This window comes from Actinoallomurus soli, assembly GCF_024055715.1.
Taxonomy (GTDB): Bacteria; Actinomycetota; Actinomycetes; order Streptosporangiales; family Streptosporangiaceae; genus Actinoallomurus; species Actinoallomurus soli.
The window spans coordinates 273,412-291,955 of record NZ_JAMXMV010000002.1; the positions used below are offsets into that span (position 1 = coordinate 273,412).

The following is an 18,544-nucleotide window of genomic DNA, read 5'->3' on the forward strand; positions in this document are numbered from 1 at the left end:
ACCATTTTCAGGCTGGTCATGGGACGCCCGGATGGGCGTCTTTTCTACTTTTCAGGGGGGACCCGATGAAGTCAACAACCGCCCAGGAAGTAGGGAGGACGGTGCGGCTCGCGCTGCGCACGTGGGGCCACACGTTCCGCCTGGTCACTCTGGTGGTCGTGGTGACGTGGCTCTTCATGGCCACCGAGCGGCTCCCGCTGATCACCTGGTGACGCCCGGGGCCGGGCGCCGTTCCCCGGCCCGGAACACCGCCATTCACGGTCTTCCTCCTCGACGCGGGGAGGAAGACCGAGTCGAACGCCTCCGCCCCCAGGCTCGAATCCATCCCGTCCCGGTGACCACCGCCGGCGAACGGCTCCACGAAACCGCCTGAAACGCCCCCTCCACTCCTCCCTTTCCCCCTTGGCCCGGCATTCCCGGCCGTACGATCCGGCACCGCGACGCGCACCCTCCGCACGATCACCTCGCACGATTCCGCGCCGCCCGTAGCCACGCCTCCGAAGATCGCCGACGGTGACGATCTCACTCGACCCGACCACCGGCCGAGTGCGGTCGTGCTCCTGCACGCCACCCGCCCTGACCAGCCGATCGCCTCTCGATCCTTGGCGTGAGCATCCACTGCGATGTGTTACGTTTTGGCAACTTTCTTACTTTTGCCCTTATGTCCCTGATTGTCCGTAACCACAATCTGCCCTTGTTCACCACAGGCCGGGCTCCCCTCCCTCATGCCCGGCCCGAAAGGGGTCTCGTGAAGAAGCTTGTCGTCGTCGCCGCGACGGCCGGGCTCGGCATGACCGGGCTCGGCCTTATTGGCGCCACAAGCGCGTCCGCGGCCACGGACACGTCCGCTGCCTTCCGCCCGGCGAGCCTGAGCTGGCACGCCTGCCAGGCCGACATCGTGAACGGAGCGAAGGCGTACGACGCCCTCGGCCCGGTCAAGGTGTCCACGATCATCCAGTGCGCCGAGCTGCAGGTCCCGCTGGACTACGCCCACCCGAACGGCCAGAAGGTCACCCTCGAGCTGACCCGTACGCCCCACCAGGGCTCGGGCCCGGCCAAGGGCGACATCCTGGTCAACCCCGGCGGTCCGGGCGGTGAGGGCGCGCTGTTCGGCCCGCGCGTGTACGCGCAGAACTCCGCCGCCATGCAGCAGGCCTACAACGTCATCGGCTTCGACCCGCGCGGCATCGGGTTCAGCACGCCGAAGATGACCTGCGACGAGGACTACAGCAACGCCCCCCGGCCGGCGTACGGCACGGGCGGCGCGGCGACCGACGCGGCCTGGCTGGCCAAGACCAAGGCCTACGCCAAGGCGTGCGCCGCGAAGTGGGGCCCGGGTTCCAAGCTGGACCTGATGGACCACATCAAGACCATCGACTCGGTTCGTGACATGGACACGATCCGCAAGGCGCTGGGCAACGACAAGCTGGACTACTACGGCGCCTCGTACGGCACGTACCTCGGCCAGGTGTACGCGACGGTGTTCCCGACGCGCGTCGGCCGGATGGTCCTCGACGGGAACGTCAACCCCAAGCACGTCTGGTACGACGCCCAGCTCGACCAGGACCGCGCGTTCGACAAGAACATCGAGTACTACTTCGGCTGGATCGCCAAGTACGACAACGTGTACCACCTGGGCAACACCCAGCAGAAGGTCCACGACTTCTTCTACGGTCTGGAGAACTCGCTGGCCAAGAAGGCCGTGAGCGACCAGGGCGCGGCGGTCGGCCCGGACGAGCTCGTCGACGGCATCCAGACCGCGGCGTACCGGCGCAGCCAGGCCGTCTGGCACACGTACGCGGCCGCGCTGTCCGCCTACAAGACGGGTGACGTCGCGACCTTCGTCGGCACCTACGGCGTCCAGACGACGGGCGGCAGCGACGACAACGAGTTCGCCGTGTACAACGCCGTCCAGTGCACCGACACCCAGTGGCCGCTGAGCTGGAACAAGTGGCACGCCGACGCGGTGCGCGTCAACAGGACGGCGCCGTTCGAGACCTGGGGCAACGTCTGGTTCAACGCCCCCTGCCTCTTCTGGGGCGCCAAGGCCGGCAAGCAGGTCAAGGTCGGCCAGACCCGGGACCTGCCGAAGAACATCCTGATGTTCCAGGCCACCGATGACGCCGCCACGCCGTACGCCGGCGCGCTGGAGCTGCACAAGGTCCTCAAGGGCTCGCACCTGGTCGTGCAGGACGGCGACCGTACGCACTGCATCGTGCACCGCGGCGACAAGGACGTCGACTCCTACTTCGACGCCTACTTCCTGAACGGAACGCTGCCCAAGCAGGACACCGTGCACGTCCCGCAGCTCGGTGACCCGACCCCGCCCGCGTCGACCGCGAAGACCGCGGCGTCGGCCCACAGCGAGGTCGTCAAGTAACACCCTCCGCGCAGAAGGGGCCCTCGATCCGAGGGCCCCTTTTTCGTGCCCTCGACCGGTAGGGTCCGGTGAATGCCCGACTCCCCCGTACTGACGACCGAGCGCCTCGTCCTCCGGCGGTGGCGGGACTCCGACCGCGAGCCGTTCGCCGCCCTGAACGCCGACCCGGAGGTCATGGAGCACTTCCCGGAGACCCTGGACCGGGCGCGCAGCGACGCGTTCGTCGACCGGATCGAAGAGGTCTTCGAGGAGCGCGGCTTCGGGCACTGGGCCGTGGAGGTGGCCGCCACGGGCCGGTTCATCGGCTTCACCGGGCTGTGGGTGCCGCGCTTCGACGCGCACTTCACGCCCACCGTGGAGATCGCCTGGCGGCTGGCGCGGCCCGCGTGGGGCCACGGCTACGCCAGTGAGGCGGCGCGGCGCGTCCTCGCGTTCGCCTTCGAGGACCTCCGGCTCCCCGAGGTCGTCTCGTTCACCACCCGGCAGAACCTCCGCTCCCAGGCGGTGATGCGGCGCATCGGCATGACGCACGACGCCGACGGCGACTTCGACCACCCGTTCATCCCCGAGGGCCACCCGCTCCGGCCGCACGTCCTGTTCCGCATGCGGGCCGAGGAGTGGCCGGCCGCGGTGACCGGGTCGAGTTCCCACAAAGGGGACGGCCCGGGCGGAAGCGGGCGATAGGGTCCGACAGGCCAAGATCGTCCTGAAGGAGTCCGGTCCATGCGGAAGACCCCCCTCGCCCCCCTCGGCCTCGCCGTGGCCGTCAGCGTGGCCGGCGGCGCGCTGACCGGGTGCTCCTCGAAGGCCCCGCGGCCGACCGGCGCTCGCCAGGACGCCGCCGTCGTTCAGCCGCAGACCGGCAGCGTACGCCCGGCGTCCCGGCCGAAGGGCCTCATCCCCGGCGTCGACGTCAGCGCCTACCAGACCAAGATCAACTGGGCGTCGGTCAAGGCCAGAGGCAACCGGTTCGCCTACGTCAAGGCGACCGAGGGCGTACGGTACGTCAGCTCGACCTTCACGGCGCAGTACGCCGGCTCCCGCAAGGCCGGGCTGGACCATGGGGCCTATCACTACGCCACGCCGAACACCGCCGGCGGGAAGCGCCAGGCCGACTACTTCCTCGCGCACGGCGGCGGCGGCAAGGCCGACGGCCACACCCTGCCCGGCGTGCTCGACATCGAGGACGACCCGTACGGCAAGAACAAGTGCTACGGCCTCGGCCACGCCAAGATGGTCGCCTGGATCAGTGCCTTCCTGACGGAGTACCACGCCCGTACGGGCCGGCGCGCGGTGATCAACACGTTCAAGAACTGGTGGATCGACTGCACCGGGAACTCGAAGGCGTTCTCCGCCAGGGCCCGGCTCTGGGTGAACGACCACAAGGCCACCGCGAGCAGGGTCCCCGTCCCCTCGGCGTGGAGCTCGTACACGATCTGGCAGTGGACCGACAAGGGCGCCTATGGCGACGAGGACTACGTCAAGTCGGCCTCCGTCTACCGCAAGCTCCTCGCGGACTGACAGAGCACCGCTTTCTGTCGGTCCCCATCGGCAGACTGCCCTTCCGTACGCGATGGTGAGAGGAGACGGCGATGCGCACGTTGTTCGATGGCAAGGTTTTCGTGAGCTACCGTCAGATTTACGTCGACAGCGGCAGCGACTTCGGCGGGGACATGTACGCCACGTTCGCCGGCCAGTCCAACGGGTTGTGCGGCGGCGCGGTGCCGGGCTTGCTGTTCCTCGTCACCGGCCTGCACACCGGGGACGTGACCTTCACGGTCGAACTGCACGAGAGCGCACCTCCCGTCGACGACTCCTGGGAGGACATCGTCGAGGTCTCGTTCACGCCGGCCGGCCCGAAGGTCTCCCTGGACGAGTGGGACGGTGAGTCCTGGCCGCTGGAGCTCGCGCAGGTCCCCTACCGGGTCCGCTACTCCGCGACCGGGATGGACGCGGGCGCCGAGCTGGACACGCCGGACGACGACGACCTCGGCCCCGACCGGTACCTCCTCCAGTTCTGGCCGGACACGCCCCGTCCCGACGCGGTGGTGAAGCAGACCAGCGACCAAGCGGACTACTGGCACGGAGTCGGCCGCAGGGTCCCCGCCCCGTCCGCCCCCGCAGCGGAGCCGTCCGCGCGCTGAAAGGGAGGCCTGGCCTCGCGACCGCCTCATCGGGGACCCTGATCGCGTGGCTTTCGGCATCGGAGCGTGGCCGTGTCGCGGAATCCTGCTCGTTCCGGTCGACCCTCGCCAGGGCCTCACTCGGCGGTACGTCGACCGGCTGCTGACCTGGCCCCGGGCCGTACGAAGAGCTCGGGCGACCTCGCCGGAGAATGGGGCGTAGCGTCGGGATTCGGCTGGTCAGCGAGCCTTTCGCCGAGCGCTTCGTGCGGCGATGAGCGGTCGGCCCTTGTTCGGGTAGGGGGATGGGACGAGCCGGTGCCCCACTGCCGGCGGATCCGGGGGACGCGATGCAGACCTTTCTTCCCTACGCGGACTTCGCCGCGACGGCGCGTGTCCTCGATCAGCGCCGCCTCGGGAAGCAGCGCGTCGAGGCGCTGCAGGTGCTGCGCGGGCTGACCGTCCCCGGTTACGGCTGGCGGCACCACCCCGCGGTCCGGATGTGGGCCGGATACGAGGAGGCGCTGACCTGCTACGGCCTGGTGATCTGCCGCGAGTGGTGCAGCACCGGCCGCCGGGACACCTGCGCCGTCAGCCTGAGCACCGAGCTGCGTGAGGCCAGGCTCATCCCCGCCGCCCGCGACCAGGCCGCGCTGGCCGAGGCCGGAGCCCTGCCGCCCTGGCTGGGGGATCCGGACTTCCACCGCAGCCACCAGTCCTCACTGCTCCGCAAGGACCCCGGCCACTACGCGCAGTTCTTCCCGGACGTTCCGGATGACCTGCCGTACGTCTGGCCCGTCGCCGACCGCCTGGTCACGGAGGACACGTCGAGCGACCGGTAGGCGCCGCAGCCGCGACCCACGCCGACGGCTCCGCCGCCGCAGCGGCCTCCTTGCCACCACCGTGGTCTCCTTGCCGCCGCGCTGAACCGCGATTCGTCCTGGTCGTACCTTTCATCCGGCAACACCGGCGGCGAAGTTCCTGCCGTGCGCGGCGGCTCACCCCTGCTGCCGCTGGGTCTTACCGGCGGTGGCCATGGCGATCAGCCAGACGGCCGACAGCAGCCGCCACAGCGGCTCGAGCCGGGTGACGGGCGTGACGATGATCGACACCATCGAGACCGCGAGAAGCGGCGCCACCACGAGGCCGAACCTCAGCGCCCACCTCGGCCGCACGCCCGTGGCCAGACCGATACGGGAGACGAGCCAGACCAGGACCCCCAGACTCGTCAGATGGAGCGCGCCTCCGCAGACCAGGGTCACCCGGCCGAGGAGCTTCAGCGTGCCGTCCCCGGCGTCGTCGGCGATGGCCACGAGCAGCAGGGACAGCGCCACCGAGGCGCCGAAGGCGGCCGCCGAGGCCCAGCCCGCCCACCGTACGCGCCTGGCGGGCGGTCCGTCCGGATCGAGGGTCCGGGCCAGGCCGGCGGTGAACCAGGCGAGGCACACCGCCGCGACCGCCTGCAGCGTCGCGGCGGTCACCACGGCGGCGACGCTGCCGGTGTAGTACTCCCGCAGCTGGGCCGCGGACGCGTCCGGCAGGTACAGGGACGTCTTGGCCAGTACGCCGCTCGCCACGAGGCCGGCCACGAAGGCCACGACGAATCCGACTCCCGCCGGCCGCCAGGCCCGTCCTGCCGCAGGTTCGCGCTCCATGGGGATCTCCCTTGCCGGGCCGCCGTTCGGGCGGCGCCCTCCGAGTTCCCCCAGCCTCCCGAGCGGGTACGCGGCACGTCGTCCCTCGGGAGCGGCCTGATCCCGTACGGTCGCGGGCGCAGCTCGCGGGCCGGCCCGTACGCCACGGAGAGTACGGGCCGGCGGACCCTGCCGCCCGGCGGATCGGCCGGGCGGCCCGCGGCTCAGCGGGAGGGCCTTAGGCGGGAGAGGCTCAGCGGGAGGGGCTCACCTGTTCCGTACGGCCGGGACCGGTGAAGGCGAACACCGACAGCGGGCCGTACCCGGACCTCAGCAGGCGGATCACGATGATCGCCATGGCCTCCAGGTGACGGGCCTGCGTCAGGTCGCCGGCGTCCAGGGGCTCCGCGCCGAGGTCGGTGATCAGAGTGCGCGCCACCGCCTTGCCCTCCTCGTCACCGGCGATCGGCACCGCGAACGGACGGCCGTCGAAGGAGAGCGGCCGCATCTTCCAGACGTCGCCGTGCGCCTGGTTGAACGCCTTCACGACGTGGGCGCCGGGCGCGAGTCGGGCCACCTCCTCGGCCATCGACGTACCGCCGCCGAACGTGATCTGCGAGTAGTCCGAGAGGTCGACGGCGTTCCCGCAATCGATGATCGTCTTACCGGCCAGCGTCCCCTCGGGGCCGCCCGCCGCGACGAGCGTCTCCTCCAGCCCGGCGAGGAGCACGGCGAGGAGCACCGCGTCCCCGAACCCGGCCGCCTCTCGCAGGCTCCCCGCCTTCGCGCCGACCCGCTGGGCGAGGTCCTCGGCCTTGGCCGGGGTACGGCCGCCGATCAGGACCTCGTGGCCCGCGCGTACCCAGCCGGGCACGAGCGCCTCGGCCATCCGCCCGGCTCCGAGCACACCGATCTTCATCGCAGTCCCTCCTGTCACGTCGAAGCACTGCGTGGAACGGTAGGAGGCCGTGGGGAACCGAGGGGTTCCCTACGCCGGGCGGGCGGCCACGGCGGCGCGGGCGTCGATGAGCGCGTCGGTGTGGTCCTCGGCCCAGCGGGACAGCGCGCAGAGGGGTTCGAGGAGGCTGCGGCCGAGGTCGGTGAGGCGGTACTCCGTCCCCGGCGGCGCGGTGGGGAGGGCGCGCCGCTCGACCAGGCCGTTCTCGCCCAGCCTGCGCAGCGTCTGGGTCAGCATCTTCTTGCTGATGCCGCCGACCTTCTCGCGGAGTTCGGAGTAGCGGGCCGGACCACGGCCGAGCGCGATCACGACGACCACCGACCAGGTGTCGGAGACCAGCGCCAGGGTGGTCCGGGCCGGGCAGTCGGCGAGGAAGGCGTCATGGGCGACCACGCTCCGGATCGTACGCCGACGTCCCCGGGTTCCCGCACGGTGTCTCTGACCGCTTCCCGCCATTCCCGCGAGGCCCCCCCTCCGGCGGACGCCCGGTTTGCCCGCCCACTCCGCCTGTGATCGCCTTGACCCCGTGCCGACTTACTCCTCCCACGACGGGACCGTTCTGGCGTATCACCTCGCCGGCCAGGGGGATCCGCTCATCTGCCTCCCGGGCGGGCCGGGACGGCCTTCGGGCTACCTCGGCGATCTGGGCGGCCTGACGGCGTCGCGCCGGCTGATCCTGCTCGACAACCGGGGGACCGGCGGCTCGGCCGCGCCTGCGGATCCGAGCGGTTACCGGGCCGACCGGCTCGTCGCCGACGTCGAGGCCCTGCGCGAACATCTGGGGCTGGAGATGATCGATCTGCTCGCCCATTCGGCCGCCGCCGATGTCGCCGTCCTCTACGCCGCACGGCACCCGTACCGCATCCGCCGGCTCGTCCTGACGACGCCGAGCCCGCGCGCGGTCGGGCTGGAGCCGACCGACGAGGAGTGGTCGGCCGTGATCCGCCGCCGGTCGGCCGAGCCGTGGTACGAGAAGGCGCTCGCCGCGCTGGAAGCGTGGGAGTCCGGTGACGAGCGCGAGGAGACCTACCTCGCCGCCCGGCCGTTCTTCTACAGTCCCTGGGACCGGACGGCCGAGGCGCACGCGCGGTCCTGCCCACCCGTACGCGCGGCGGCCGAGGGCTTCTACGGCGAGGTCGCGTTCGACCCGGACGCCACCCGTACGGCCGTCGAGCGGCTCACGGCACCCGTCCTGGTGATCTCCGGAGAGGACGATCCGTCCCCCACCCCCGAGCAGGCCGCCGCGTACGCCGCGGTCTTCCCCGAGGGGCGGAGCGCCTCGGTGCCGGGGGCGCATTTCCCCTGGGTCACCGCTCCGAGGGAGTTCGCCGCGACGGCCGAGCGCTTCCTCGCGGGCTGATCCGATGAGCTTCGGGGTCTACGCGCGGAAGGTGCGGGACACCGCCCTGCCGTACGGCCGGCGGGTGTCCGCGCTTCGCTCCTGCGTTCAGCTCTACCGGCCGATCGGATTTCACGCGACCCTGAGCTTCCTGGAGGAGCTGGCGGGGCCGTTCGGCCGCGATGAGGCGGCCCTGCTGCGGGCCCTCGACGCGCTGATCGAGAGCCGTGAGGCGTGGAAGGCGGACGTCCGCGCGTACGCGGCCATGCGTGCACTGGCGAAACGCCACGGCCTGCGCAGCCCTCGGCCGACGGATCCGAACCCCGGCCGCTTCCCCGGCCACTGGTACGGCGCGCCCGGACGCGCGGCGCTCCACGCCCTGGAATTCTGGCGCCGCGACCGCCTCCCCGCCCTCCTGGGACCACCGGACCAGGTCACCGAGGACCTGAACTCCTGCGTCAACGCCGCTCTGCGTTCCGGCGGCCCGTTGGCGGGCGAACAGCGGCGGATGCTCGACGCGTGCGTCGCCGAACTCCGGCGGCGGCGGGAGGAACCCGACCGGTGGTGCGGTGGGCAGGCGGCGTACTTCCGCTTCCGCGACCTGTTGACGGTCGCCCGATTCGTACGGACCGCCGCGGAGGCCGGGTGAGCGAGACCCGAGGGTCGGGTCAGGTGCGTGCGGCCGCCTGCTACCGGCCGTGGAGGTCGGGTCAGGGGTCGTGCGGCCGCCTGCTACCGGCCGTGGACGGCGCGCCCGGCCGTCTTCCAGGTCTGGTGCAGCCGGTCCAGGTAGGACTGGGCGATCGATCCCGGCCGGGCTCCCCGGGCGAACGCCAGCATGTTCCCGGGGCCGGCGTTGTAGCCGAGGGCGAGCAGGTCGTTCCGGGTGTACCGGCTCGACCATCGGGCGGGCAGGCGGGCGGCCAGGTCGTGGAGATACCAGGCCGCCGCGGTGATCGCGAGGTCCGGGTCGTCCGGTAGCTCGTCCCACCGGCGACCGGCGAAGGAGCGACCGCGCTTGACCTCGTCGAACGCGGCCCTGTGCATGTCGGCGATGCCGAACGCGGCGTCCGGCTTGATCCTCTGCCAGGCCCGCTCGAACGCCGGGTCGTGTGGCTTGTCCGACTCGTTGTACAGGATCGCCATCAGCAGTTGCGGGGCGATCCCGGCCTCACGCGCGTGCTTGCGGACCTGCGCGGCGAACCGCACGGGGTCGTACGGCCCGGTCGGCGTCGGGCCGGGCCGGGCCGTGGCGTCGTGCCGGGTCGCCGAGCCGGCGTGGGGTGTCGCGGACCGCTGCGGGAGCGCGCCGCCGGAGTCCCCTCCGCCGCACGCCGACGCCAGTGCCGCCACGGCGACCATGACCGGCACGACCAGCCATCGCCTCCGACGTCCTCGCACTCGTGCTCCTCCCCGCCGCGTGGACCGATGTCCCCAGTGTCGCCCCCGACCGGAGCGATGCCATCAGCCTGGAGAACGAGTCGGCCGGGTCAGGTTGAATGGGGATCATGACCTCATCGGCGTTCGAGACGACCAGGCCGGACCCCATCGCCTACCTCGACCGGCTCGCCGGGACCGATCTGGGCCGGTCGTACAAGCGGCTCATGCTGGAGGAGCTCGGCGTTCGGGCGGGCCAGACGGTGCTGGACCTCGGGTGCGGCCCGGGCACCGACCTGGGTTCGCTCGCCGACGCGGTGGGCTCCGGCGGCGCGGTGATCGGCGTCGACCTCGATGAGGCCATGGTCGACACCGCGCGGGAGCGCACCGCCGACCGACCCGTCGTCGAGGTCCGCCTCGGTGACGTCCACGACCTGCCCCTGGCGGACGGCGTCGCCGACCGGGCCCGTACGGATCGCGTCCTGCAGCACGTCGCCGACCCCGTCCGGGCGCTCGGCGAGATCCGCCGGGTGCTGCGGCCCGGCGGGCGGCTGGTCATGGGCGAGCCCGACTGGGAGACCCTCGCCATCGACCATCCGGACGGCGGCCTCTCCCGCGCCTACACCCGCCACGTCGCCGACAAGGTGATCCGCAACGCGAGCATCGGCAGGCAGCTCGCCCGGCTGGCCGCCGGCGCCGGCTTCTCCGTGCCGGCGGTCCTGCCCGTCACGCCGGTCTTCCGGGACGTCCGGGCGGCCGACCGGGTGCTCGGGCTGGAGCGCACCACCGGGCGCGCCGTCGACGCCGGATATCTCACCGGCGAGGAGGCGCGACGCTGGCTGGACCACCTCACGAGCGGCCCGTTCCTCGCCGCCGTGACCTTCTACATCGTCGTCGCGGAGTCCTGACGGCCGGCACGCCGGAAAGCCGGGGAACCCGAGGGGGCACCCCGGCCGGTCCGCCGGGGCCGAGCCTCAGGGCGGCTCGGCCGGTACGGACCTCATCGTGGTTCAGTCGGTGCCGGACTCCATCGCGGCGTGGTCGAGCAGCTCCTCGTCGGCGGGAACGACCTCTCCCCGGCCGCCCGGGCCGCGGGAGGCGATCGCCTCGGCGCCGCCTTCGGCCATCGCGCCGATCAGCCCGGTCGAGGCGGCCTGGTCGGCGCCGATGAGGGTCGGGTGCGGGCGGTTGCTGCCGACCATGCCCACCGCGGCGTACTGCTCCAGCTTGGCACGGGAGTCGGCGATGTCGAGGTTCCGCATGGTCAGCTGGCCGATCCGGTCGACCGGGCCGAACGCGGCGTCCTCGGTCCGCTCCATGGACAGCTTGTCCGGGTGGTAGCTGAACGCCGGCCCGGAGGTGTCCAGGATGGAGTAGTCCTCACCGCGCCGCAGCCGCAGGGTGACCTCGCCGGTGACGGCCGTGCCGACCCAGCGCTGCAGCGACTCGCGCAGCATGAGCGCCTGCGGGTCCAGCCAGCGGCCCTCGTACATCAGCCGGCCCAGCTTGCGACCCTCGTTGTGGTAGCTCGCGAGGGTGTCCTCGTTGTGGATGGCGTTGACCAGCCGCTCGTACGCCGCGTGCAGCAGCGCCATGCCCGGCGCCTCGTAGACGCCCCGGCTCTTGGCCTCGATGATGCGGTTCTCGATCTGATCGGACATGCCCAGGCCGTGCCGGCCGCCGATGGCGTTGGCCTCCAGCACCAGGTCGACGGCGGAGCCGAACTCCTTGCCGTTGATCGTGGTCGGCCGCCCGGCCTCGAAGCCGATCGTGACGTCCTCGGCCGGGATCTCCACCTCGGGGTCCCAGAACCGTACGCCCATGATCGGCTCGACGATCTCGATGCCCGCGTCCAGGTGCTCCAGCGACTTGGCCTCGTGGGTCGCGCCCCAGATGTTCGCGTCCGTGGAGTAGGCCTTCTCCGTGCTGTCCCGGTAGGGCAGGCCGTGGGCGAGCAGCCACTCGGACATCTCCTTGCGGCCGCCGAGCTCGTTGACGAACTTCGCGTCGAGCCACGGCTTGTAGATCCGCAGGGAGGGGTTGGCGAGCAGGCCGTACCGGTAGAACCGCTCGATGTCGTTGCCCTTGAAGGTGGAGCCGTCGCCCCAGATCTGGACGTCGTCCTCGAGCATGGCCCGCACCAGCAGCGTGCCCGCGACGGCCCGGCCGAGCGGGGTGGTGTTGAAGTACGTGCGGCCGCCGGACCGGATGTGGAACGCCCCGCAGGCCAGCGCCGCCAGGCCCTCCTCCACGAGGGCGGCCCGGCAGTCGATCAGCCGGGCGACCTCCGCGCCGTACGCGGTGGCACGCCCGGGCACCGAGGCGATGTCGGGCTCGTCGTACTGGCCGATGTCAGCGGTGTAGGTGCACGGGACCGCACCCTTCTCGCGCATCCACGCGACCGCTACCGAAGTGTCGAGGCCGCCGGAGAAGGCGATCCCGACGCGCTCGCCGACTGGCAGGGAGGTCAGCACCTTGGACATGAGCACAAGTATGCACGGCCATGCATCACTATGCAAGCGCGAAGGCTCCGAACTCCGTGCTCGCCGCACGCGTCAGATCTCGCCGACCGGGATCTCCGGGGAAGCCGAGCGGCAGGGGACGCACCGTGGAACTCGACCACCAGACGGGGCCACCGCCGGGAACGACCGGGCCGGGCCGGCCGGCCCGCGTTCCCCTGCGCCCGATCGCGCTGGTCCTCGCCCTGATCGCCGCGGCGGCCGGGGTCCTGGGCCTGGCCACGGCGGACGACGGCCTCGAACGCCGGTCCGCCGTCGTGGCCGGCGTGCCCGTCGAGATCGCCCGCCCCGCGCGGACGACCGGCAGGCTGCCCGGCGTCGTCATCGCCCACGGCCTGGGCGCGAGCAGGCAGCTCATGCGCGGCTTCGCGGACACGCTGGCGCGCCGCGGGTACGCGGTCGAGCTGGTCGACCTCGCCGGTCACGGCGCGAACACCGAACGGCTGCCGGGCACGGGCGAGGGACCGGCCGCCGACGCCCGGCTCGACCACGACCTGGACGCCGCCGTCGGCCACCTGCGCGCCCTGCCGTGGGTGGACGGCGGGCGGATCGGGCTCCTCGGTCACTCGATGGGCGCCGCCGCGGTCCTGCGGTACGCCGCCGCGCACGCCGGCATCCGCGCCACAGTGGCGATCTCCCAGGGCGCGATGGCGGTGCCCGGATCCGCGTCCCGCCCCCGTGACCTGCTCCTGCTCGCCGGCGGCCTGGAGTTCCCCGGCTACCGCGACGGCGCCGTGGCCGCGCTGCGCGCCGCCTACTCGCAGGGACGCGCCGGCGTGACGTACGGGGATCCGCAGGCCGGGACCGCCCGCCGCGCCGTGCTCGTCGGCGGCGTCGAGCACGTCTCCATCCTGTTCGCCCCGCAGACCCACCGGGAGGTCGCCTCCTGGTTCGACGCGGGCTTCGGCCGCCCGGCGGCGCGCGGCGGCGTCGGCCTGCGCCCGGTACGGCGCGCGGCATCGGCGATGCTCCTGCATCTCGCGGCCGTGCTGAGCTTCGGCGCGATCGCCTCGGCCCTGCTCGGGCGGATGCCGCCGCCCGGCCGCGAACGTCGCCCGGCTCCTCTTCCGGTCGCGCTCGGCGTGCCCGCGCTCGCCGTCGCGGTGGCCCTGCCGGCGATGGCGGTGCTCCCCCGGAACCTGCTGCCGCTGGCCGTCGCGGGGCCGCTCGCGGGGTTCTTCGGCGTGATCGGCGTCGCCATCCTGCTCGGCCTACGGCTCGCCGGGCGAACCGGCGGCCGGAGCGACGGGACACGGCCGGCGACCGCCGCGGCCGCCGTGGTCCTGGCGGCCTGGACGGTGCTGTCCTTCGCCGTGCCGGCGCAGCTCGGCTGGGCGCACGCCGTGCCCGTCGGCCCGCGGGTGTGGGCCCTCGTCCCGGTCACGGCGTGCGCGGCGCTGTTCTTCGGCGGAGTCGAGGCGCTGTGCGCCGGGTACGGCCGGCGCGCCGCGACGATGATCCACGCCTGGACCATCGCCGGGGCGCTGGCGGGCCTGTGCCTGGCCGTGCTCCTCGGCGCCGCCCCGCCGTTCGTCCTCCTCGTGGCGCCGCTGCTCGCCGCGCTGCTCGTCTGGCAGGGCGTTCAGGCGGCGGCGCTGCGGGCGGTCCGGGCCCCGGCCTGGCTGACCGCCGTGGTCGGCGGCGTGCTGCTCGGCTGGCCGCTCGCCGTGACCATGCCGATCGGCTGAGCCGGGGCAAGGGGGTCAGACGGCGCGGTGGTACGGGTCGGGCCAGGTCGGCTCGGCGCCGAGTTCGCGGGCCGCGCGGTTCGGCCAGTACGGGTCGCGCAGCAGCTCGCGCCCCAGGAGCACCGCGTCGGCGCGCCCGGAGGCGACGATCTCCTCGGCCTGGCGGGGCTCGGTGATCTCACCGACCGCGGCGACCGGCACGTCCGTCTCGGCCTTGATCTGCGCGGCGAACGGCACCTGGTAGCCCGGCCCGGTGGTGATCCGCGCGCCGGAGGCGATGCCGCCGGTTGAGACGTCGATGAGGTCGATGCCGTGGGCGAGCAGCTCCTTGGCCAGCCGTACGCTGTCGGGCGCCGTCCAGCCCTCGCGGTCGTCCTCGGGGTTCTCGGTCAGCCAGTCCGTCGCCGAGACCCGGTAGAACAGCGGGAGCTCGTCGGGCCAGACCGCGCGTACGGCGTCCACGACCTCCAGCGCGAGCCGGATCCGGTTCTCGAACGAGCCGCCGTACTCATCGGTGCGGTGGTTGGTGTGCGGCGAGGCGAACTGGTGGATCAGGTACCCGTGCGCGCCGTGGATCTCCGCCACCTGGAACCCCGCGTCGAGGGCACGCCGGGCGGCCGCCGCGAAGTCCTCCACGACGCGGCCGATCTGCTCGCGCGTGAGCTCGGCCGGCACCGGGCCGTCCGCCCTGAACGGCAGCGGGCTCGGGGCCACCGGCCGCCAGCCGTACGGCTCGTCGGGGGCGATGGGGCCGCCGCCCCGCCAGGTGCGCTCGGTGGAGGCCTTGCGGCCCGCGTGCGCGAGCTGGATGCCGGGCACGCTGCCGTGCGCGCGCAGGAACGCGACGATGCGGGCGAGCCCGTCCCGCTGCCGGTCGTTCCACAGGCCGAGGTCGGCGGGGCTGATCCGGCCCTCGGGGTTGACCGCCGTGGCCTCGGTGATGACCAGCCCCGCGCCGCCCACCGCGCGCGTGCCCAGGTGCGCCAGGTGCCAGTCGCCCGCGACGCCCGTGTCTGGTCCCTCGTCCGGGGCGGAGTACTGGCACATCGGCGACATCCACGCGCGATTGGGGAACGTCAGCTCTCGCAGGGTGAGAGGCTCGAACAACGCACTCACGGATCATTCTCCTTCGGCCGGATACTTTAGTACGGTATACGCCGTAGTACGAGAAATGCCAAACTACGAAGGGCGTCGTACTCGACGACGAAGGGAGGAGCGCCGTGCCGACCACCGGCCGGGTCCTCGACCACCCCGCGCGCACGGACATCCGGCTCGAGTCGGTGCTCCACGCGCTGTCCGACCCGGCGCGCCTCCACGTGGTCCGCTGCCTCGCCGAACTCCCGCCGGGCGAGGAGGTCGCCTGCTCCGCCATCGACCTGGCCGTCACCAAGTCGACCACCACGCACCACTTCCGCGTCCTCCGCGAGGCGGGCCTGATCAGCCAGGTCTACCGGGGCACCGCCAAGATGACCGCCCTGCGCCGGGCCGACCTCAACGCGCTGTTCCCCGGCCTGCTGGACGCCGTCCTGACCGCCGACGCCGCCCAGCGCCACCGCGCCGCGGCCCGTCAGGACGGGTGACCCGGCACCAGCGACGTCCTGACCCTTGCCGAGGTCGGCGAACCGCTCCCGCGACGGGCGGGGCCACCGCGCGAGCGGTCGGACCGGCTCCGCGGCCGGTCGGCCGGCGGCGGATGATCCATTCGGCGACGGCGAGGTTGATCAGCCAGCCGACGGTCATGAGCACCGCCTTGCTGGGCTTGGCGAGCGGCCCGACGATCAGCATCCAGGGCAGTTGGGTCAGCACCTGAGTGCCCGCGCCCAGCCCGATCGCGTATCCGCGGATCATCCAGGCGCGGTGCGCGGCGATACGCCGCCGCCGGATCGCGGCGAAGCCGAGGACCATGGACGCGACCATGGCCGAGCCGAACACGAGCCGGACCCCGGTGAGGACCGCACCGGTGTCGGCGGGCCAGGGGTAGAACACGGTCATCCACAGGCCCGACAGCGCGGCGGCGACTCCGGCCGGCACCAGTACCCGCCCGGCGGCGCGATGCCAGGCGAGCCGCCGGCGGCGGAGGCCCGGCGCGAACTGAAACGCGCCCAGCACGCTGAACAGGGTGACGCTGACGATGTGCACGACCACGGGCACGGGTGATGCGAAGAACCGGGCGTTCTCCGGCGTGATCTGCGCGCCACCGGCCAGTTCGGTCACGCGGGCCATGCCCGCGGCGACCGGGACGGCGCTGAGCGCGAGCAGCCCGGCGGGGATGAGCCTGTCTCCCCTGGCGCGCGTGGTCCGCTTCTTCTCGGTGGAGGAGGTCACGGCGAAATCCCTTCTCGGTCCCGGCCGACCGGCGGCAGCGCGCCGGGACGGCCGCAGGGGCGTCCTTCGCCGCGCTTCGATCGGTGATGACCCGATCGTGACGGTTGACGCGGTGCGGTTCATCGGGAGAAGGTCCTGCGCCGAACAGCCGATCGTCCGAGGGAGAGGTCGTACTTTCGGCGCGTCACCGGTTCGGCGCGCCGTGGTTCGTCACCGGTTCGGCGCGCCACCTCGCCCGAACCGGTTGCCGACGCGCTTCGTCTCGTACGCCCAGATGGCGATGTCGACGCGGTTCCGGACGCCGAGTTTGGTCATCAGGCTCGTGACGTGCGTCTTCACCGTGCTGAGAGTGATGTGCAGCTCATCGGCGATCTCGCCGTTCGTCCGGCCCCGTGCCACGGCGGCGAGGATCTGCTCCTCCCGCTCCGTGAGCGGGTCGATGGGGTGCACGGGCGCAGGCGCGGGCGCGGTGTCGGCGAACGTCTGCAGCAGGCGCGCGGTGACGCTCGGGGCGATGAGCGCGTCGCCGTCGGCGGCGGCGTGGACGGCCTGGGCGAGCAGGGCCGGGCCGGCGTCCTTGAGCAGAAACCCCCGGGCCCCGGCCTTGAGCGCGGCGTAGACGTACTCGTCGAGGTCGAACGTGGTGATGACGACGACCGCCATCGGGGCCTCGACGCCCGGACCGGCGAGGAGACGGGTGGCCTCGATGCCGTCGAGTCCGGGCATCCGGATGTCGAAGAGGCACACGTCAGGGCGTTCTCGCCGGGCGAGTTCGACGGCTCGCCGGCCGTCGGCGGCCTCGCCCACCACGTCGATGCCCGGCTGGGCGTCGAGGATCATCCTGAGCCCGGTACGGACGATCTCCTGGTCGTCGGCGACGATCACGCGGACGCTCATCTCACCCACCCGTACGCGGCAGGACGGCGGTCACGGTCCACCCTCGCTCGGGATCCGGCCCGGCCTCGCAGGTGCCGCCGAGCAGGCCGGCGCGTTCGATCATTCCGATGAGCCCGTATCCCGGCGACGCGTTCGGGCGTACGAGGGTGGTGTCACCGTCGTCGCTCACGCGCAGGCGCACGGACGTGTCGTCGGCCGCGACGCGAACCTCGATGCGAGTGGCGTGCCTGGCGTGCCGCCGGGCGTTGGTGACCGACTCCTGGGCGAGGCGGTACAGCGCGGCCGCGACCGGCGGAGCGAGGTCGCCGAGGTCGCCGGCGATCCGTACGTCCACGGACGGACCGCCGCGGGCGCCGCTCGCGAGTTCTTCGAGGTCGGTCACGCGCGGGCCGGGCGCGAGTTCCGCCGGTTCGTCCCGGCGGAGGGCGCGGACGATCGTGCGCATCTCGGCGAGCGTACGGGACGCCTCCGTCTCGATCACCCGGAGCGCGTCGGTCGCGGCGTCCGGGTTCGACGGCGCGGTCGCCAGGCCCGCCTGGGCGCGGATCGCGATCGCCGACACGTGGTGGGCGACGGTGTCGTGCAGGTCGCGGGCCAATCGTTCCCGTTCGAGCAGCTTGACCTGGTCGAGTTCGCGCATCCGTGCGCCGGCCCGGTACCGGAAGGCTCCGCCCAGAGCCATCGCCGCGAACAGGACGGCGGTGAGGGCGACCGAGTCGGTGAGGCTCGTGTCGCCGGTGGCCAGCGAGAGGACGACCTTGGCGAAGATGATCGCCGCTCCGATGACGGTCTGTCGCCCGGACCCCCACCGGAACAGCGCGTACGGCAGGAGGATGAGGTACGCCATCGTGTAGAGCCCCGGTGGCTGCCCGGTCGTGAGCAGCGTGGCGAGGGCGGAGGCCCCGATGGTGACCGCGATCGTCGCCAACGGCCTGGTCCGGCGCCACAGCAACGGGGGCACGAGCCCGGCGGCGAGGACGACCGAGAGCATCCGCCACGGAACGTCCGGCCGAAGCACTCCTTCGAGCACCGCGGCCGGCAGGAGCACTCCGACGAGCACCCAGTCCCGCCGTACCCGCACCGGGGCGCCGGGAGGCCGGGGTTCCTCCCAAACGGAGCGTAGAAGGCCGAGCACCGCCCCATCGTACGGGGGAGGACGCCGCTCCTGATCAGCCGAAAGTACGAGAGCCAGGGGCGTCCGCGCGCTCCGGTCACGGCGACGCCCACCCCCGCGACACCCGTCTCCCTCGCACGTGGCGTCCGTCGATGAACGCGCGGGAGGAATGCCGAGGGCCGGACCGGAT

At 72.6% G+C, this 18,544-nt stretch carries 20 protein-coding genes; 11 read left to right on the plus strand and 9 right to left on the minus strand.

The features are described from left to right. Positions 1-65 precede the first annotated feature (65 nt). The 6 genes from NDW01_RS07245 (at position 66) to NDW01_RS07270 (ending at position 5,345) form a co-directional block, all read left to right on the plus strand. Positions 66-212 (plus strand): hypothetical protein, encoded by a 147-nt coding sequence (locus tag NDW01_RS07245; RefSeq protein WP_252786828.1) that lies wholly within the window; start codon positions 66-68, stop codon positions 210-212. A 536-nt stretch (positions 213-748) separates the two neighbouring features. Continuing rightward, entirely contained in the window at positions 749-2,380 is a 1,632-nt protein-coding gene (locus tag NDW01_RS07250) for an alpha/beta hydrolase (RefSeq protein ID WP_252817937.1), read from the plus strand. 72 nt (positions 2,381-2,452) lie between these two features. Further along, positions 2,453-3,064, plus strand: a complete 612-nt coding sequence (locus NDW01_RS07255) for a GNAT family N-acetyltransferase (protein ID WP_252817939.1) — start codon at positions 2,453-2,455, stop codon at positions 3,062-3,064. A gap of 39 nt (positions 3,065-3,103) precedes the next feature. Continuing rightward, positions 3,104-3,901: a GH25 family lysozyme gene (locus NDW01_RS07260; RefSeq protein WP_252817941.1), complete on the plus strand. Its 798-nt coding sequence runs from the start codon at positions 3,104-3,106 to the stop codon at positions 3,899-3,901. Positions 3,902-3,972: 71 nt separating this feature from the next. Next, complete coding sequence (locus tag NDW01_RS07265; protein ID WP_252817944.1) at positions 3,973-4,524, plus strand: hypothetical protein; 552 nt, start codon at positions 3,973-3,975, stop codon at positions 4,522-4,524. A gap of 329 nt (positions 4,525-4,853) precedes the next feature. Further along, positions 4,854-5,345, plus strand: coding sequence for an MSMEG_6728 family protein (locus NDW01_RS07270; RefSeq protein ID WP_252817947.1), 492 nt, complete (start codon positions 4,854-4,856; stop codon positions 5,343-5,345). A gap of 156 nt (positions 5,346-5,501) precedes the next feature. Here NDW01_RS07270 and NDW01_RS07275 read toward each other — a convergent pair whose 3' ends face one another. From NDW01_RS07275 to NDW01_RS07285, 3 genes are all read right to left on the minus strand, one after another. Continuing rightward, positions 5,502-6,158 (minus strand): hypothetical protein, encoded by a 657-nt coding sequence (locus NDW01_RS07275; protein WP_252817949.1) that lies wholly within the window; start codon positions 6,156-6,158, stop codon positions 5,502-5,504. A 232-nt stretch (positions 6,159-6,390) separates the two neighbouring features. Beyond that, positions 6,391-7,056: an NADPH-dependent F420 reductase gene (locus NDW01_RS07280; protein ID WP_252817951.1), complete on the minus strand. Its 666-nt coding sequence runs from the start codon at positions 7,054-7,056 to the stop codon at positions 6,391-6,393. A 69-nt stretch (positions 7,057-7,125) separates the two neighbouring features. Beyond that, on the minus strand, positions 7,126-7,488 hold the full coding sequence (locus tag NDW01_RS07285) for a winged helix-turn-helix transcriptional regulator (RefSeq protein WP_252817953.1): 363 nt from the start codon (positions 7,486-7,488) through the stop codon (positions 7,126-7,128). A 133-nt stretch (positions 7,489-7,621) separates the two neighbouring features. On the opposite strand from NDW01_RS07285, the gene NDW01_RS07290 reads away from it, so the two are divergent. Both NDW01_RS07290 and NDW01_RS07295 read left to right on the plus strand, forming a co-directional pair. Beyond that, entirely contained in the window at positions 7,622-8,455 is an 834-nt protein-coding gene (locus tag NDW01_RS07290) for an alpha/beta fold hydrolase (RefSeq protein WP_252817954.1), read from the plus strand. A 4-nt stretch (positions 8,456-8,459) separates the two neighbouring features. Continuing rightward, the gene (locus NDW01_RS07295) at positions 8,460-9,083 is read left to right on the plus strand and encodes a hypothetical protein (RefSeq protein ID WP_252817955.1); all 624 of its coding nucleotides are present in this window, start codon (positions 8,460-8,462) and stop codon (positions 9,081-9,083) included. A gap of 83 nt (positions 9,084-9,166) precedes the next feature. On the opposite strand, the gene NDW01_RS07300 is transcribed toward NDW01_RS07295, so the two are convergent. Further along, positions 9,167-9,835: a transglycosylase SLT domain-containing protein gene (locus NDW01_RS07300; RefSeq protein WP_252817957.1), complete on the minus strand. Its 669-nt coding sequence runs from the start codon at positions 9,833-9,835 to the stop codon at positions 9,167-9,169. A gap of 107 nt (positions 9,836-9,942) precedes the next feature. On the opposite strand from NDW01_RS07300, the gene NDW01_RS07305 reads away from it, so the two are divergent. After that, positions 9,943-10,719 (plus strand): methyltransferase domain-containing protein, encoded by a 777-nt coding sequence (locus NDW01_RS07305; protein ID WP_252817959.1) that lies wholly within the window; start codon positions 9,943-9,945, stop codon positions 10,717-10,719. Between the two features lie 102 nt (positions 10,720-10,821). Here the strand turns inward: NDW01_RS07305 and argG are convergent, their stop codons facing one another. Further along, on the minus strand, positions 10,822-12,294 hold the full coding sequence (gene argG, locus NDW01_RS07310) for an argininosuccinate synthase (protein ID WP_252817962.1): 1,473 nt from the start codon (positions 12,292-12,294) through the stop codon (positions 10,822-10,824). A gap of 125 nt (positions 12,295-12,419) precedes the next feature. Here argG and NDW01_RS07315 point away from each other — a divergent pair, with 125 nt between their 5' ends. Beyond that, positions 12,420-14,018: a dienelactone hydrolase family protein gene (locus NDW01_RS07315; RefSeq protein ID WP_252817965.1), complete on the plus strand. Its 1,599-nt coding sequence runs from the start codon at positions 12,420-12,422 to the stop codon at positions 14,016-14,018. A gap of 15 nt (positions 14,019-14,033) precedes the next feature. Here the strand turns inward: NDW01_RS07315 and NDW01_RS07320 are convergent, their stop codons facing one another. Then, entirely contained in the window at positions 14,034-15,134 is a 1,101-nt protein-coding gene (locus NDW01_RS07320; protein ID WP_252817967.1) for an NADH:flavin oxidoreductase/NADH oxidase, read from the minus strand. A gap of 104 nt (positions 15,135-15,238) precedes the next feature. Here NDW01_RS07320 and NDW01_RS07325 point away from each other — a divergent pair, with 104 nt between their 5' ends. After that, complete coding sequence (locus NDW01_RS07325; RefSeq protein WP_252817970.1) at positions 15,239-15,598, plus strand: ArsR/SmtB family transcription factor; 360 nt, start codon at positions 15,239-15,241, stop codon at positions 15,596-15,598. Here the strand turns inward: NDW01_RS07325 and NDW01_RS07330 are convergent. From NDW01_RS07330 to NDW01_RS07340, 3 genes are all read right to left on the minus strand, one after another. Next, positions 15,510-16,343, minus strand: a complete 834-nt coding sequence (locus tag NDW01_RS07330) for a DUF2306 domain-containing protein (RefSeq protein WP_252817973.1) — start codon at positions 16,341-16,343, stop codon at positions 15,510-15,512. The two genes, NDW01_RS07325 and NDW01_RS07330, sit on opposite strands and share 89 nt — an antisense overlap. 210 nt (positions 16,344-16,553) lie before the next feature. Beyond that, positions 16,554-17,240, minus strand: coding sequence for a response regulator (locus NDW01_RS07335; RefSeq protein ID WP_252817975.1), 687 nt, complete (start codon positions 17,238-17,240; stop codon positions 16,554-16,556). Position 17,241: 1 nt separating this feature from the next. Further along, positions 17,242-18,375 (minus strand): sensor histidine kinase, encoded by a 1,134-nt coding sequence (locus tag NDW01_RS07340; RefSeq protein WP_252817978.1) that lies wholly within the window; start codon positions 18,373-18,375, stop codon positions 17,242-17,244. Between the last annotated feature and the right edge of the window lie 169 nt (positions 18,376-18,544).